This is a genomic window from Cellvibrio sp. 25HG11W-0 (assembly GCF_057815475.1).
Genome location: NZ_CM174230.1, coordinates 1,399,031 through 1,415,412 on the forward strand (window position 1 = coordinate 1,399,031; position 16,382 = coordinate 1,415,412).

The following is a 16,382-nucleotide window of genomic DNA, read 5'->3' on the forward strand; positions in this document are numbered from 1 at the left end:
ACCGAGGTTACATCAAAATAATTAACTGGCTTGCTGAAAAAATACCGGTTGATGCCCAATCACATCATAACCGCCTAGCAGCCACTGTAATTGTTGTTCACTCAAGGTAAGTGTTGCAGTTTGAATTTGTGTTGGCCACTTAAAGCGGGATTTTTCCAAACGTTTGTACCAGAGTACAAAGCCTGTAGCATCCCAATAAAGAATTTTCAGTTTATCGCGCGAGCGATTACAAAATACATACAGCGCAGGCTCAAATGCCGAGCGCTCCAACGCTTGCTCTATCACTACGACGAGGCCATTGATGGATTTGCGAAAATCGATAGCATCCTTGTACAGAAAAATAGCAGGCGGATCAACAAAGCAGCGCATTATGCAAGCGCCTTAATAACGTCCGCTAACCATTGCGCCGATACTCCCGTGGGCATACGCAGCTGTGTGGCACCGATGTGAAGCTGAATACTTTGGTTTTCGAGGGGTTTTGTCGTTATCGCAACAAAGCGATTTTCTGCGGGTTGCGTCGCCAATTGCTTTTTGCGTGTACTGAAATATTTATTATCAATCTCGCGCTCTGCGCAAAATGCCTTCGCGGTTTGTCCTGAGGCGGCTTGCTCCTTAATCAGTGCTCGCCATTGCTCTTGTGTTAATCTGGCCATCATCATTCCTCTGTTGAAAAAGGATTAGGCTAATGATTGGTGGCCAAAATGGGAATGTGTGCTTTATTGGACGCTTACCTTTATCCGGCCGCGACCTGCGCCGCAATAAAACCGGGCGCAGCAAACACAGCCATTCATGTAACGCGGAGGGAAGAAAAAAGACTTATGGGATAGTGTAAATTTTTATCGTCGACACAGGCGAGGAAAATACTCGCCCATCAAAAATGCGAGCACTAAGCAGCTCGCTCCTTCCGTTGAAAACTCAAGAATATATTTCCTATAGAGAGACGAACGAGACCGGGCTTGTTCAACAATGGGATAGGTCGCGGCTGCGCGCGACATATCCTTATTTGTTACAAATTGCCGTCATGCACCACACCACATAAATTAGTAGCTTTAAAAAACAGAATAAATAAATTAATTATATTGATTTTGTATTTTAACTGGATTTCTAACCGCATTAAATTAATTGCTTTTGGGGTTTCTCTTGCTGGAAAGTTTCAAATATTCTTTCCGAAAGCGCTCAGCAAGCTCGTCATCAAGAACCTCACACAGATCTTTCAGAATAGCTTGTTCGGAGACTGATTCAACCGACAACTTTCCATCATATGAATACCGAGCCAAAAATTCAAAAAGATGAAAAGCCTCCTCTTTACTTATTTCTAGTACCACTACCTCTGCCATAAGGAAATTCCTAGTCAGTGCGACTCAAAAAGAAATCAATAATAATGATCCGAAACATCAGGTTTAGCCATTTTTTAATTTTGTAACGCAGAGTTCAGCGGCAGTTTGTAAATTGTGATTTTGTGGAACACTTTTGCGTAGCAAAACCACAAAAGCGCGATTTACAAACTGTCCAGCACACGAAGTGTGCGAGCTGCAACGACTTGTTATGTTAAAACTGCTTTGCACAATGCTTCTATAATTGGTAAAAGTAATCTTTGTATTTTTAAAAAACCTAAATGTGTGGTGGACAAAAAATACCAACTCAACGTACGAAAATACCAATACGAATATAGGTGAATGCATTAATTCGGTGGCCAAGGACGAATTTGGAATTTCTGTTGGTTTTCAATAGACCAGGCAGACGGCTTATTTTTTGGATTAAACCAAATACACCCACCGGCAACCCATTTTTCATAATATTGCTCAGTGTCATCGCAGCCGTACTCACAGCCACAACACTCACAAATATCAAAGCTATTTCTCAACTCTTCTGCATTTAGGCAAGGAGACAAAAATGGACCAACACCGCAAAGAGGGCAATAATTAATTAACATGCAATTCTCAATTCTTGGCAAACATAACGCAGAGTGCAGCGGCAGTTTGTGGAGTGGCGTTTTGTGCTAGCGTAGCTAGAAGCACAAAAAGAGCCACGGAACAAACTGTCCGACTGGCACGTATTGTTAGGTGATTTACTCAAACTCATAAGTATACGTATGATAGCAGTGCTTTAGGATTTCTTGATTATTAAATGTGCTCTTGTTTAAAGCTATTACTGAAGAACGTATAAATGGCTTGCACCTTTCTTCAACTGTATCAATTTCATGCGATTCTAACTGACCATTTTTCCGAACTGTAAAGGCTAAAGTAACTGAGCACGCACCTTGCTTTATTACAGTATGTTGAGCAGACAATGAAGTTGGGAAGCTTGGTGTAGCCATTTCTTTAAAAATATTCTCGCATTTTTCAGAAGGATGTATTGGGCTAATCATTATCACCTCTCCTTCCTCAATTGGTTCTTGAGCGTATAAGTTGCTAGCCCATAAAACTAAAAATGCAGTTATAACTACTGACTTCATGGTTTCACCTAACGTTAAGCACAACGGCAGTTTGTAAGTTGTGCGTTGTGGAATACTTTTGCGAAGCAAAACCACATAAGCGCGACTTACAAACTGTCCAGCCGCGCAGCGGCGTGTTGCTGCGCCTTGTTACGTTCCTACCTACAGCTATGCTGTTTAGGAACAATATGAGATTTATTAAAGTCACACTCACAGGACTCATAGTTAAAGCTACCGCCTGAATCTAGACAGGAATCAACGCTGCTTTCGTTATAGAGCAGTGGCAACAAAAACACTAGCGCCAGCCCAATAACAAACGGCCCTGCGAGCACAAAAAGCATAATTTTACTTTCATTTTTAAATAGCTTATTAATTCCAGCCATGATTCTTCCATGTGAGGAGAAAGCAATTTGGTTTATAACAAAACTCTACATCGAAGCTTTTAGATCCGCTTTTTTTCGCTTTCAGATTTGCACAATCTAGTAATCTAGAAAAACGTAACGTTGCGTTCACCTGCGGATTGTAAGTAGCGCGTTGCGATAAACTTCGCGTAGCGATATTGCATAAGCGCTACTTACAATACGTCAGGTGGAATGCCTTGTTAAGTATTTTGGTAGAAATATATTTTCATCCTTAGTATTTTGTAAGATATATTTTTCGTGCAGCAAAGTCTTTGTTGCTTCTTAAATTTGGGTTTTTGCAACTTGAACATATGTAAAACACATGCCAGCCATGCGGCTCTAATTTCATCTCGGATTCTGCAGAATCAACGTGTTCTGAATGGCTGCATGTCAAGCAAACACCCTCACACAGAAAATGCAGAGGTAGGTCAAGACCTAACATTTCTATGAATTGTTTTGCTACACTCTCTAAATAATGTTCACTATTCTCTAAAGTTAGGCCTGTGTTGTATTTACAGTATCCATGCCTACTTAGGCTTTCAATGTCGCGGCTAAACATTCTCCATATATCATAAATATATCTAGATGACTTGTAAGATATTGAAGTTAATGTCTTCAAACCATACTCTGGCTTGATTTCTCTAATACATATGTTTTCACAAACAGCTATAGAGAATACCTCTAATGAATTCTCTAGCTCCGGTATTACTATTCCGGTTTCTTCAATTGCTTTTCGAAAATAGTATTCAATTTCATCCGATTCAGGATCTCGTTCGTAGCCCATAGAAGCTAATATTTCTATGTATTCTGAAGTAATATTTTTATAAAGCAAAGATTCGGCCCAGTTTGCGTGTTCTTTTGGGCTTGCAATTCCCAATGCTCTTTTTGCTACAAGAATTTCTAGTTCCATATCGATATTACTTAACAGTTTATTCAACGGCCCCGGCCGTATATCTCCGGGAAATATTGAAGGTTACGGGCGAAATAGCCCATCCAAAACAAGAGCTTATGCTACCACTAAAAATATAAATGTAGATATACGGTTTAATAAATCCGGAGATATACGGCCCGTTGCGTGTCCTCTCAAGTATCCGTTTTGGTCTACAGTAACTTCTACACTTCTGTTTCCCTCTCCACTTTGTGGTCGCTTTGCGCTAGACATGCCCCAGCTAAACGGTGCAATAAATAAAAAAGGCGATTGCATTCACTGCAATCGCCTTTTTGTTTTTCTAGCTTGTATTTTCTACATTGTATCTCGCGGGTTACCGGCTGCGGTTTAACCCGCTACCGGCAGTGAGGTTACGATGCTGATCATTACCCCTGCGGCTACTGCTGAGCCAATTACACCCGCTACGTTGGGGCCCATGGCGTGCATGAGTAAGTAGTTTTGTGGGTTGGCTTGCAGGCCGAGTTTGTTGGATACGCGCGCGGCCATGGGTACGGCAGATACGCCCGCGGAGCCAATGAGTGGGTTGATTTTATGTTGGCTGAAGAGGTTCATAAACTTCGCCATTAATACCCCAGCCGCAGTGCCTATGCCAAAGGCGACTATGCCGAGGGCGAGAATACCGAGGGTTTTGGGGTCGAGGAATTTATCGGCGGCAAGTTTGGAACCGACGGATAAACCCAAGAAAATCGTGGTGATATTGATGAGGGCATTTTGCGCGGTGTCGGACAGGCGATCTACCACGCCGCATTCGCGCATGATGTTGCCGAAGCAGAAGCAGCCGAGCAGCGGCGTTGCATCGGGCAGCAACAAACCTACCAATACCAATAAAATAATGGGGAAGATAATTTTTTCGCGCTTGCCTACAGTGCGCAGCTGGCTCATGACAATGCCGCGCTCGGCCTTGGTGGTGAGCAGGCGCATTATCGGCGGTTGAATCAGTGGTACTAGCGCCATGTAGCTGTATGCGGCAACGGCGATGGCACCGAGCAAATCGGGGGCTAGTTTACTGGCAACATAAATGGCGGTGGGGCCATCGGCGCCGCCGATAATCCCAATAGCTGCGGCATCAGCGATGGTGAAATCCAACCCAAAATAACTTAAGCCAATCGCGCCGAGCACGGTGGTGAAAATACCAAATTGCGCCGCCGCACCCAGCAGTAGGGTTTTGGGGTTGGCGAGCAGTGGGCCGAAGTCGGTCATGGCGCCAACACCCATAAAGATTATGAGCGGGGCTGCGCCGCTGGCGATGGCGACTTTGTAAAAGGTGTAGAGCATGCCGTCGCTATAACCTGCCGTTAACGCCAATTCTTGCGCTTGGGTGTAGGTTGCATGGCCTGCATCGTGCAATGCGTTGTATAGATCGTGAGGGCTGGCATCTAGGCCCAAACCTGTCATCTGCGCCAAGGTGGCAAAGATTTCAGGTGTGCCGTTGTGCAGCGCTTGTTCTGCGGCAGAAAAGGCCAAGCCTGCGCCAGGTAAATTGGCGAGCAGGCCACCAAAGCCAATAGGTACTAGCAGCAGCGGTTCAAAGCCTTTGCGAATGGCTAAAAATAACAGTCCTAAGCAGATAGCAATCATGATCATCTGCCCAGATTGAATCTGGTTGATACCAGTAGAACTCCACAAATTTAATAGGGTTTCCATTTACAGCACGCCTCTAGGAAATGGTCACAAGGATATCGCCCACAGCAACAGAGTCGCCGGCTTTAACCTCAATACTGGTGATAGTGCCCGCGCAGGGTGCACTCACTTGGGTTTCCATTTTCATGGCTTCGAGCAGTACCAGCGACTCGCCTTCTTCAACGGTTTGGCCCACTTCTACATAGACTTTGAAAATATTGCCTGCCAAGGGCGCAGGCAATGGGCGACCGGGGTTGCTGCTGGCCGTGGCACCACTGTTGGCTTTGGCGTGTAGCGCGCTTATGCCAGTGAGGTCGCCGCCCGCGTTTACGGTTACGGTGTAGTCTTTGCCTTCTACCTTAACGGTATACACTTCTTCGCCTGCGTCGTTGGTCACCACTGAGCTTTCTTGGCCGGTGGGAATTGGCTCAAAGGCGCTGGGGTTGCCGCGATTCTCAAGGAAGCGCAGGCCTATGTGGCTGAACAGGCTGTAGGTTAAAACATCGTCCTGTAATTGCTCGCCGCTGCGCAGTTTGATTTTGCGTGCGGTTGCTTCGCTTTCCAGTGCTGCCGTTAGCTTGGCAAACTCAGGGGCAATGTTGTCGGCGGGGCGACAGGTAATGGGTATTTGCCCATCTTCTAATACGCGTGCTTGCAGCTCTACGTTGATAGGCGCAGGCGTTGCGCCGTATTCGCCGCGCAGTATGTCGGCGGTTTCTTTGGTGATGTTTTTGTAGCGCTCGCCGCTCAATACATTAAATACCGCTTGGGTGCCTACGATTTGTGAGGTAGGGGTAACCAAGGGGATGAAGCCGAGGTCTTCACGCACGCGCGGAATTTCCAGCAGCACTTCATCAAATTTATCGCTCGCACCCTGCTCGCGCAGTTGGCTTTCCATATTAGTCAGCATGCCGCCGGGTACTTGGGCGATGAGAATGCGGCCATCGACACCTTTGAGTGAGCCTTCAAATTTCGCGTACTTTTTACGAATCTCGCGGAAGTAGGCGGCGATTTCTTCCAGCTTCACCAAGTTAAGGCCGGTATCGCGGTTGGTGCTTTCTAAAATAGATACCAGTGTTTCTGTGGCGCTGTGACCATAGGTCATGGACATGGATGAAATAGCGGTATCGACATTGTCTATGCCCGCCTCAACACACTTCAAAATAGTGGCGTGGGCCAAGCCAGTAGTGGCGTGTGCGTGCAAGTGAATGGGGATGTCGCACTCGGCTTTTAAGCGTGTAACCAATTTAAAGCCATCGTAGGGCTTGAGCAGGCCGGCCATATCTTTAATACAAATAGAATCGGCGCCCATGTCTTCGATTTGTTTGGCTTGCGCTACCCACGTATCAATATTGTGTACCGGGCTTAGGGTGTAAGAGAGCGTGCCCTGCGCGTGCTTGCCTTCACGCTTAACCGCCTTAAGGGCTGTTTCAATATTGCGCATGTCGTTCATGGCATCAAAAATACGGAATACATCTACGCCATTTTTAGCGGCGCGGGCGACAAATGCATCGACGACATCATCGGCATAGTGGCGATAGCCCAATAGATTTTGACCGCGCAGCAGCATTTGCTGTGGAGTTTTGGGCATGGCTTTTTTCAGCTCGCGAATGCGATCCCAAGGGTCTTCACCTAAATAGCGAATGCAGGCATCAAAGGTTGCGCCGCCCCAGGTTTCTAGTGACCAGTAGCCAATGGCGTCGAGTTTGGCGGCAATCGGCAGCATATCGTCGAGGCGCAAGCGGGTCGCGAAGAGCGACTGATGGGCGTCGCGCAAAACAACGTCGGTAATTTTTAAAGGGTTATTAGTTGCACTCATCGAGCGGACTCCAATTCTATAAAACGTATTTAGTCGTTAGGGCGGGCAAGCTTTTCGCGGTGTTGGCGAATGGCTTCCTGAATTACCGCAAGGGTGGTGGTGTCTACCGCGGCTACTGGGGCAGTTTTTTTTGCGCGAGCCTGAGGCTCTGGTGTTACGGGGTCGGGAAAGCAACTGCGCAAGAGCAGCGACATCAAATTGACTGCTACTACTAATAGCACCAAGAACACAAAAACAGTGCCCATGCCAAAGGTTAAGAGCTGAAGCCCTTGGTCGATTAAGGTGGATTGCATAACTGCCTGCTCCTCAGGGTAAAAAAATAAGGCCAAATCTGGCGTAGCTGAATGGCACGGTTGCGTGTTTTTAACGGCAAAAGGCATTCTTCTCAGCATCGGCTACTTGTTAGATTGCAGATGATGGAGAGCCATTCGTGTTCGGTAAAAATTTGCGCTGTTAAACCTCATGCGACCATGCTGCGCATAAGAGTAGATTCATTATTGTATCGAGCGCACTGTTCCTTAGGGTACCTTGTCACCGTCATGCGAAGCTGGTGTAAACAGAGAATATCATGGAGCCGCTTTTGGCTCAGGCCATATTCCCTCTTAGGCAGCCGGACACAATAAAGAAAAAGCACCCAAGTCGGCAACCCCAAAGTGCCTATTGCAGGGTATTTGTCAGATGATTCTGCTGATTTTTTGTGCGCATTGCTGCACTTTTGTCACATTTGCTGTTTGTTGGCTTAGCTGCCATTAGCCTGTGCGGTATCCACTGTAACGACTGATTTCACGCTGCGACAGGGATTGCCCAGTGCCAGCATGCCTGCAGGTACATCGCGGGTTACCACACTGCCCGCACCAATAACGGCTCCTGCGCCAATGGTAACGCCGGGCATAATGATGGCACCGCCGCCAATCCAGCAATCGTCACCTATATGAATTTCAGCGCAAAATTCTTTGCCGCTGGCGCGTTCGATGGGGTCGAGCGGGTGGCTGGTGGCATAAACCTGTACGTTGGGGCCGAACATGACGCGCGCGCCTATGCGCACTGGTGCCACATCCAATATCACACAGTTGTGGTTGGCGTAGAAGCGCTCGCCCAGAAAGATATTGCTGCCGTAATCGCAAAAAAAGTTGGGTTCTATATAGGCACTGGAAACCGCGCCAAAGAGCTGCTGATAAATGGGTTTGCGCGCTTTGTGCTGATCGGCACGCAGGGCGTTTAATTGCTGACACAGGCTTTTAGCGCGTTTGCGCGCGGCCACTAAGTTCGGTGAAAAAGGATCTATAGGGTCAAAAGGGTTCATAGGCGGCGCCACATGGATTCACATACAATTGAAACACCGCTGTTTTAGGGGCGAGAATTTAAAGCGGCGTTATTTAAAGCGGCCTTCTGGTAGAATGCCGTCATCCACATCCTACAGAAATCACTATGAAAACTAACGATATTTTTCGCAAGCTCTGCCAGTCACTGCCACTGGATACTGCGCAGGTGCAAAGCATTTTCGCGCTAATGGACATAGACCTGACCGACAAAGAAGTCGCCAACTTGCTGAAAACCGATTACGAGCCGCGTTTTGAACCTATGCCGGAATATATATTGGCGCTCTTTTTAGAGGGTTTGATTGAATTTAAGCGCGGCAAAAAAGACGATGCTGAACGTCCACCGGTCGATAAGCTCGTGAAAATTGGCAACAACGAAATTCTCAAAAAATTGCGTATTGCCTTCAACTTGCAAGAGCAGCAAGTGCGCGATGCATTAAAGTTGGTGACCATTGAACTCACCAAATCTGAACTCTCTGCTTTATTTCGCAAACCCGGCCATGTGCACTTTAAAGGGTGCGATGATGAACTGGTATTGGATTTTATTGAAGGCTTGGGTTTGTTGCTGCAACAGCCTGTGAGTGAAGCGTAAACAAGCGTTGCTAAAAACTCAGCAGGGGGCGGATAGTGCCAGCAGACACCGACAAACGTAAAGGCGACAGCACTCCCAGCCAAGATGCGATAAAAGTTGAGACGCTGCGTTGGCTGAATGAAGTGGTGATTGGTCTAAACTTGTGCCCCTTTGCACGCAAGCCTGCGAGCGAAAATCGTGTGCGCTTGGTGGTGAGTGAGGCTCAAGACGACGACGCGTTGCTAGAAGATTTAGCGCGTGAAATGACGCTGCTTGATACAACGCCGGTAGCCGAATTAGAAACTACCTTAGTGATTATCCCGCAACACCTGCAGGATTTTTTCGACTACACCCTACTGTTATCGTGGGCGCAGAAAATGCTCAAGCGCAATGGTTGGCTTGGCGTTTATCAGCTGGCGAGTTTTCACCCCAACTACTGCTTCGCCGGCGCCGACCTAGATGATGTTGAAAACCTCACCAACCGCTCACCCTTCCCAATAGTGCATATCATCCGCGAAGCCAGTTTGGAAAAAGCTTTGGCTTATTTTCTTGATGTAGAGCTGGTGCCGGAAAATAATCAGCGCGCTATGACTGAACTTAGTGCGGCGCAGCGCAAAAAATTATTTCCCTATTTGTTTGCTGGCTGATACCTGTTTATTAAGTGTTACTGACTGGCGCTGAAAAATTAATAAAACTATTGACTGTTAACCTGCCGTTGGTGGGCTGGTTGGATAAGCCCAGTGCTGGGTCTATATTGCCCGAGTGAAGCGCATTGCTGCGGTAAATAAGCGCGCGATTAAATTTTATTGGCAGGTTCGCAATGCGTTCAAATAGTTCGGTGTCGCCATTAATGTAGCTGGCATGCACTAGGCCTCCGCTGGTTACCTCCTCCTTTAGTTTTTTAAAATAATCCGCTAGGCGCGCTTGGCTAATGGTTTCATAGCCGCTGTGGCGATGGCGATAAAAACTAGTGCCGCCAAAAGTGTTGGCGCAGAGGTAATGAATTAGCGCAAATTGATCAGGGTCATGGGTGTCTATATGGGGCACGCATTGAATAGGGCGCAGTTTATGGAGTGGGGTGGTGCTAAGTGAAAATGCACAAAGACTCAGCCGCGCGGTATTTTCGGCGGGCACGGCAAACACCTGCCGAATCAGCGGCTCAAGCTGTGAAAGTGCCTGCTCGGGGTAGTTGCCCGCTAGGGTTTTACGTAGCCCCGGGTAAAAGTCAGTGGCTTGCGCGCTAAATGCGGGTGGCTGCTGCGCCAGTTCAATCAGCGCATTGGGCTCAAGGGCAAAATCATCCAGAATAATTAATGGATTTTTTTCATTGCCTATAGCCTCGATGGTGACTCTCATGGCGCTGTTTATGGTCATGGCTGCGTTTACCTAAGCTTGCGCAAGGCGTTGGTTTTTTTTGTGTATTAAGGCGTAGATGTGGCTGAGGGATATAATCATGGTGTAAATGGGTTTTAGATATTCTTTTTGTTGTAGTTGTAGGAGTTGTTCACCGCTGAGCCCCGCTAGCTGATCCTCATCGATAGTGTATAGGCCTTCTACGCGCTGCTCCTGCTGGTTGGCAAAGGTGATGTCCAGCGCCATAGGCATAATGAGTTTCAGTTCCAACAGCGAATGAATAAATTCAGCTGTTTGTGTTTCACCCTGCAGCAGCTCCGCCAGCATGACTTTAATTTTTTGCAGATAGCTTGCATCTGCGCCATCGCCGTCAAAAATAGCTTCACCTTCCGCTGTGCTTAGGCAGGGGCTTTCGCTGTTGATGCAAATCACCCCTGTACCATTGTCGTTACCAATAAAAAAGGGCTGACGCATGATATTGAGCGGTGTGTAGATACTGTTCCAGCTATTATTTTCCCAAAATAAATTTTCCTTCTCTTCAAAGCCTAAAAGCGCCACGCATAAAAATTTTCCTGTCTCCATATTTTTGGTAAAGGCGATAGGGTAGTGCACGGCCAATTTTAGAAACTCACTGAGCACTACTGGCACCATGCGCTCCTCTGCGCCCTGGGCCTCAATAGTCTGTGTGCTCACTTTGAGTGATTTATGTTGTTGGTTGTCGAGTGCAACAAAAGTAGGCATAAATTATTTCTCGTTAAATGGGCTGCAGGCCATGGGTGTGAATTTTGTTGAGCAGCTCGCGGTTGCTGGGCAGGCTGCGCAGCGCCTGTTGAATGTTTTTTTGATTTTTAGCGAATTGATCGAGCGCCATTTTATGATCTTGCAGTTGATGACGGCTGTGACTGTAGTCCGTCTCAAAGCCCATGCCGTAGAGCACATATTGGTAGCTGGCGGCGGGAAAGACTTCGTTATTGCTGGTGAAGTCGTGATCGCCCGGGGTGTGATAGCGCCAGAGTTCCATTAGCTCCTGCAGGCTGGCGGGAATGGTTTCTGGGGCGCGGTTATCTACCCAAAAAGCATTGTCGGTACGCTTGCTGAGAATGTAGTGAAGCTTTAAAAAATCGATAATGCGCGCCCAGCGATACAAAAATGTTTCGTTAAAACGTTTAGCGGTAATGTCCATGACTGCGCGACAGGCGGGCAGCTGCTCGGCAATCATGCTGGCCGACAGTTCGACCAGTACCAGTGCCGATGCTTCCAGCGGTTCTAAAAAACCTGCAGCTAAACCCACGGCAACGCAATTATTTTTCCAAAAAATTTGGCGATGCCCCGATCGAATCGGAATTTTTCGTACACTGGCCTGCGCAAATGCAGGGCCAATATATTCTTCCAGTCGCTGCAACGCCTGATCTTCACTGGTGTGGCGGCTGGAATATACATGGCCTATGCCGCGCCTGTGCAGCAGGCCTATATCCCAAATCCAACCGGCTTGTTGCGCCGTTGAAATAGTATGCGACGCAATGGGCGCGTCTTCGCTGGCGTAGGCTATTTGCACTGCTAGGGCGGAATCTATAAAGAGGGTTTGGCTCACATCGATAAACGGCACTTTAAAATGCTGACCTAATAACAGCGAAGAAAAACCGCTGCAGTCTACAAACAGGTCGCCGCTAATGGTTCCCGCTTGAGCGGTGGTGAGGCTGGCAATATCGCCGCTTTCGCTGGCGTTAACCTGAGTAACTTCCGCGAGAATATGTTTAACGCCAAGTTTTTCGCAGCAGTGTTTTTGCAGAAACTGCGAAAACTTTCCCGCATTTAAATGATAGGCATAGTTGGCGACGGCATTAAATTCTGGCGTGGTAATACTTTTGGGCGCGCAGCCCTGTTCGCACAATGCCTCTTGAAAGCACACGGCTTCAGAAAAAGATTGATTGCTCTGCGCCAGTTGTCAGTGGGCAGCTAAATTGGTTTTGCCGAAACCCTGTGGAAGCATCAGTGGGTGATAGTAAAAATCCTTAGCGCTGCCATCCACCCAGCGCGAAAATTTGGCGCCCTGCTTAAAAGAGGCGTCACATTCGCGGATGAAATCTGTCTCAGAAATACCGAGTTTCATGAGGGTGCTGCGCATGGTGGGCCAGGTGCCTTCACCTACGCCGACCGTGGGAATATTGGGGGATTCTATCAGTGTGACGCTAATACCTGTGGGACTGTTGGCCGCATGCTGCGCGGCAATTCTACCGGCCGTTAGCCAGCCAGCCGTGCCGCCACCGACAATCACAACAGATTTGGTTGGTTTGTTCATCTAGGGCCTTTTTTGCACAGTTATTTTGCACAGTTTTGTTACAGATTTTTTTGGCTATAGGTTTTATTTTGTGTGCTTATATTTTTGTGGATATTTTTTGGTGCTTTTTAAAAAGGGCCGCCGCCAACACTATGGCAGCGGCCAAAATAGCCTTGTGGCTATGGTAGTCATTAACCTATAAAAATGGCGCTTGCTGTGCATCCCTGTGCCGCAAGCGCCTTGGGGTTTTAGTTAAAAGCTTGCTCTTACTCCCAGTGCCCAGCGGCTGCCTGAATCTTCAACCAATAATAATTGATTGGCGTAGCGACCGCGTTTGTGCACATATTCATTGGTGAGGTTTATACCTTCCAAGAATACGGTGAGCTCTTCGGTAATGTCGTAGCTCGCACTTAAATCCCACTGGCTGTAGTCTTCTACGATGGTGGGGCCGTCGCCATTATTTTGCGTGAGTGACTGTACAAAGTCGCCGCGCTGATTAAAGGCTAAACGAATTTGGATTGGCCCCTGCTCATAAAAACCCACCAAGTTTTGTGAATCGCTTAAGCCGGTTAAGGCGAACACTTGGTTCACGTTAGACGGATCTAAATCTGCATCACTGTTCACGAAGGTGGCATTAAACATGACGCCAAAGCCACTTTCACCGAAGGTGTGTTGCACGCCTAATTCCAAGCCGTCCACGGTTGCAGTTTCACTGTTAACGGGGATGGTGTTTTTAAAGCTGGCTACCGCGTCTTTGCTGTCAGCAGCGTTAACATCGTCGCCGGTTGATGGATCGGTTAAGAGTGTGCCATTGGCCAAGGTAAAGGTTTTGTTTTCAATCGTGTTGACAATAAAGTTGGCTACGTCTTTCTTAAAGTAACCGGCCGATACGAAGCTTGCGTCGCTGTAATACCACTCCCAGGATAGATCGAAGTTATCTGATTCAAAGGGTTTTAGGGCTGCGTTGCCGCTAGTGGATGATAGGTTTCCACCTTGGCGTGTGGTCGTCAGTACTGTGACGGGTGCCATGCTGGTCAGTGTTGGGCGCGTGAGCGTTTTAGACGCTGCAGCGCGCACTACCATGTCATCGCTCAGCTCTAGCTTAATACTCATGTTGGGCAGTATGGCGTCGTAACTATTTTTCACGCTGATACTTTCTGCTTGGCCAAAAGCGGCAAGCATTTCAGTTTTATCAAGAATATTTAATTGGGTAACGGGCGCTTGGGTACCATTTACGTTTACATCCGTAGACTCTATACGCACACCGGCAACCGATGATATAGGCATGCCATTTAAGCTGCCTGCAAATTCTGACTCAAAATAAAATGACAATGTGTCTTCATCGACTACAAATGAATTGTCGCGTTTGACCGCGTCAAAATTTTTGCCGCTGGTACTTTCGAGGTAGGCAAATTGCGCTTCGCCGTCGTGGGCTAACCAAGCGTGCGGCATACGGCCGCTGCCGCTAACGCCACTTAAGAAATCGCTGCCTGCATCAAAGACATATTGTAAATCGGCGGGTATTGCCGGTGCATCAGGATAGCCACAGTAGCTGCAGTGTATGCCCGCGCCTTCGTTGTCCCAGCGATCCAGTGCTTTGCTTTCACTGGAAAGCGAAGCGCCAAAATTCAGTTTCACTAAACCAGAATCGCTACCTTCATCCCAGCTGCCATCCATTTTAAATTGATCGACAGTGTCTTCAACCGCCCAACCGCGACGCAGCATAACGTGAGCGCGGCTGTTGGATGGGTCGAGCAAGTCGCTCACGCCAGCGGGTGCTACATAATCGCTTGCCGCTGGATCGCGATAAGCAACGCCATCTAATTCCTGTTGGCCAGAAAAAATGCCAGGGTTTGCCGTTTCAAAGTTGCTCGTGAAGGGGAGAATATTATTGTCGACTTGAAAACGAGCGCGGTTGGCATAGCCGATGAGGGATAGCTGGTCGCCACGGCCATTGTTGGCATCGCGTTCAGCGCTAGAGTGGCTAAGGTCAAAATTCACTTTTAATTTATCGCTAACTTGCCAGTCGGCATTGAAACCAAACAGTGTCGTGCTGGTGAGGCGGTCGAATTTTTTGGCGTGCATATCCGTTGCAAGACCGACCTCTTGGTAGAGATCAATCACCGTATTGTTTTCGTCGGTTTTGGCATTGGTAATATTGGGTGCGGTAAACCAGTGGCCGTAGGAAAGTGCATTAGATTCGACATCAAAGTCAGAATAAATGGCGTCGGCAGTCAGTACTAGATTATCGCTTGGGGCGAACTGCAATACCAATGAGGCGTTATCGCGCGTGCGTGTTTCAAAGGTGACCTTGTGGTCGTAGTTGCGCGGTGAAAATATGGTAGAGCCAGCAGCAACACCTGCACCGTTGTTGAGTTGTGCCCAGGGAATGCCGGTATTTAATTCTGCGTCTGCGTTGGGTTTGAATTGCAGCCAGCCATCTATTTGCGCTTGATTTAAGCGGGTGTCGCGCTCTTGATGGGAGACGGCGACTAGTAGACCTAGAGTGCCATCGTTAAAGGTGTTGCTCACCAGTGCGGACACCTGTGGGCTGGTGGTCTCGCTGTTTTCTTCCATGGCGCCTTTAATACTGCCCGCGACTTTGAAGCCGCCAATATCAAACGGGCGCGCGGTTTTAACATTGACGGTGGAACCTACGCCACCGGACTGCATAGCGGCGGTAGAGGTTTTATGAACCTCCAACGCACTGACGAGTTCCGAGGCTACTGTGTCAAAGCTAAAGGCGCGCGAAAGATTTTCGGTCGCCATTTGACGGCCATTGACTAGCACTGTGTTAAATTCTGGGCCAAAACCGCGCACGGTAATTAATTGGCCTTCGCCGCCCGAGCGGTCGATAGAAACACCGGGAATACGCTGCAGCGACTCAGCCAGATTGCTATCGGGAAACTTGCCGATTTCTTCCGACGAGATTGCATCTACTACGCCACCCGATGAACGCTTAACATCCATGGAGCGCTGTAAGCTGCCGCGAATACCGGTAACCATCAACTCCTCTACGGGGCCGTTAAGTGTATCGACACTGTTAGTGGTTTGTGCAAGTCCATGGGTGGCGGCTACTGAAGTTAAAATTCCAATAAAGGCGCTGAGCTTATTTTTATTGTGCATTGAGTCGATCTCCTCATGAGATTGATTGGTCGTAATGGTGAGTAGACCTTTCGCATCAATCACTGCACTGAGTTTGGTATTTAATACTAAGAGCCTTACGGCATCTTGAATTGAATACTCGCCGACCAATGGATTAGCGGTGATCTCCATCGCATCATCGAATGGAAATATCAACGTAATATTGGCTTGCTTGGCAAATTCAGTGAGCGAAAGATCTGCTCGTTGTTGAGGAATATCGAACGGAATTTTTTCTTTGAGTTGATTGCTATCTGCCACAGCAGGTACAGGTATGCCTACCCAAAGGGCAAATACTAACCATCGAAAAAGTGCCTGTTCGTCTACCTCGCAAGCGGCGCTTGTTGCCGCTTGCTTACTAGACGAATGGTTGTTTTTTTTCCGCCATACCATTAGTGACATATTGCACATGCATTCATTATTGTGGCTTTAGAGGTCGCATTGCGCGACATGTGTGCAAAGCTTAAAACCTTGGCGCACACTCAACAAGTATTGAT

At 47.7% G+C, this 16,382-nt stretch carries 15 protein-coding genes and 1 pseudogene; 2 read left to right on the top strand and 14 right to left on the bottom strand.

Translation table 11 applies throughout. The features are described from left to right. Positions 1 to 21: 21 nt before the first annotated feature. The 10 genes from tnpB to AC0KUT_RS05840 form a co-directional block, all read right to left on the bottom strand. Positions 22 to 369: an IS66 family insertion sequence element accessory protein TnpB gene (gene tnpB, locus AC0KUT_RS05795; protein ID WP_488829882.1), complete on the bottom strand. Its 348-nt coding sequence runs from the start codon at positions 367 to 369 to the stop codon at positions 22 to 24. Beyond that, positions 369 to 659 (bottom strand): IS66 family insertion sequence element accessory protein TnpA, encoded by a 291-nt coding sequence (gene tnpA, locus AC0KUT_RS05800; RefSeq protein ID WP_488829881.1) that lies wholly within the window; start codon positions 657 to 659, stop codon positions 369 to 371. Before tnpA ends, tnpB begins: the two co-directional genes overlap by 1 nt. A gap of 459 nt (positions 660 to 1,118) precedes the next feature. After that, complete coding sequence (locus AC0KUT_RS05805; protein WP_488834254.1) at positions 1,119 to 1,337, bottom strand: hypothetical protein; 219 nt, start codon at positions 1,335 to 1,337, stop codon at positions 1,119 to 1,121. A 344-nt stretch (positions 1,338 to 1,681) separates the two neighbouring features. Further along, on the bottom strand, positions 1,682 to 1,933 hold the full coding sequence (locus AC0KUT_RS05810) for a hypothetical protein (RefSeq protein ID WP_488834255.1): 252 nt from the start codon (positions 1,931 to 1,933) through the stop codon (positions 1,682 to 1,684). Between the two features lie 135 nt (positions 1,934 to 2,068). Continuing rightward, on the bottom strand, positions 2,069 to 2,455 hold the full coding sequence (locus AC0KUT_RS05815) for a hypothetical protein (protein WP_488834257.1): 387 nt from the start codon (positions 2,453 to 2,455) through the stop codon (positions 2,069 to 2,071). 612 nt (positions 2,456 to 3,067) lie between these two features. Then, on the bottom strand, positions 3,068 to 3,745 hold the full coding sequence (locus AC0KUT_RS05820) for a hypothetical protein (RefSeq protein WP_488834259.1): 678 nt from the start codon (positions 3,743 to 3,745) through the stop codon (positions 3,068 to 3,070). Between the two features lie 366 nt (positions 3,746 to 4,111). After that, entirely contained in the window at positions 4,112 to 5,428 is a 1,317-nt protein-coding gene (locus tag AC0KUT_RS05825; protein WP_488834261.1) for a sodium ion-translocating decarboxylase subunit beta, read from the bottom strand. A gap of 13 nt (positions 5,429 to 5,441) precedes the next feature. Then, on the bottom strand, positions 5,442 to 7,223 hold the full coding sequence (gene oadA, locus AC0KUT_RS05830; protein ID WP_488834262.1) for a sodium-extruding oxaloacetate decarboxylase subunit alpha: 1,782 nt from the start codon (positions 7,221 to 7,223) through the stop codon (positions 5,442 to 5,444). A gap of 29 nt (positions 7,224 to 7,252) precedes the next feature. Then, positions 7,253 to 7,516 carry an OadG family protein gene (locus tag AC0KUT_RS05835; RefSeq protein ID WP_488834263.1) on the bottom strand — a complete coding sequence of 88 codons (264 nt, stop codon included), beginning with the start codon at positions 7,514 to 7,516 and terminating at the stop codon, positions 7,253 to 7,255. 446 nt (positions 7,517 to 7,962) lie between these two features. Next, positions 7,963 to 8,526 (bottom strand): sugar O-acetyltransferase, encoded by a 564-nt coding sequence (locus AC0KUT_RS05840; RefSeq protein ID WP_488834267.1) that lies wholly within the window; start codon positions 8,524 to 8,526, stop codon positions 7,963 to 7,965. Between the two features lie 125 nt (positions 8,527 to 8,651). On the opposite strand from AC0KUT_RS05840, the gene AC0KUT_RS05845 reads away from it, so the two are divergent. Further along, entirely contained in the window at positions 8,652 to 9,134 is a 483-nt protein-coding gene (locus tag AC0KUT_RS05845) for a YehS family protein (RefSeq protein ID WP_488834269.1), read from the top strand. Positions 9,135 to 9,169: 35 nt separating this feature from the next. After that, a complete protein-coding gene (locus tag AC0KUT_RS05850) occupies positions 9,170 to 9,760 on the top strand; it encodes a DUF1415 domain-containing protein (RefSeq protein ID WP_488834271.1) in 591 nt (196 codons plus the stop codon). A 10-nt stretch (positions 9,761 to 9,770) separates the two neighbouring features. Here AC0KUT_RS05850 and AC0KUT_RS05855 read toward each other — a convergent pair whose 3' ends face one another. The 4 genes and pseudogenes from AC0KUT_RS05855 to AC0KUT_RS05870 all read right to left on the bottom strand — a co-directional run bounded on the left by AC0KUT_RS05855 (position 9,771) and on the right by AC0KUT_RS05870 (position 16,287). Further along, positions 9,771 to 10,487, bottom strand: a complete 717-nt coding sequence (locus tag AC0KUT_RS05855; protein ID WP_488834273.1) for a DUF6445 family protein — start codon at positions 10,485 to 10,487, stop codon at positions 9,771 to 9,773. 12 nt (positions 10,488 to 10,499) lie between these two features. Continuing rightward, on the bottom strand, positions 10,500 to 11,207 hold the full coding sequence (locus AC0KUT_RS05860) for a SapC family protein (protein WP_488834274.1): 708 nt from the start codon (positions 11,205 to 11,207) through the stop codon (positions 10,500 to 10,502). Positions 11,208 to 11,220: 13 nt separating this feature from the next. Then, positions 11,221 to 12,765 (bottom strand): annotated as a pseudogene (locus AC0KUT_RS05865) (tryptophan halogenase family protein). 231 nt (positions 12,766 to 12,996) lie between these two features. Next, positions 12,997 to 16,287 (bottom strand): TonB-dependent receptor, encoded by a 3,291-nt coding sequence (locus AC0KUT_RS05870; protein ID WP_488834275.1) that lies wholly within the window; start codon positions 16,285 to 16,287, stop codon positions 12,997 to 12,999. Positions 16,288 to 16,382 lie beyond the last annotated feature (95 nt).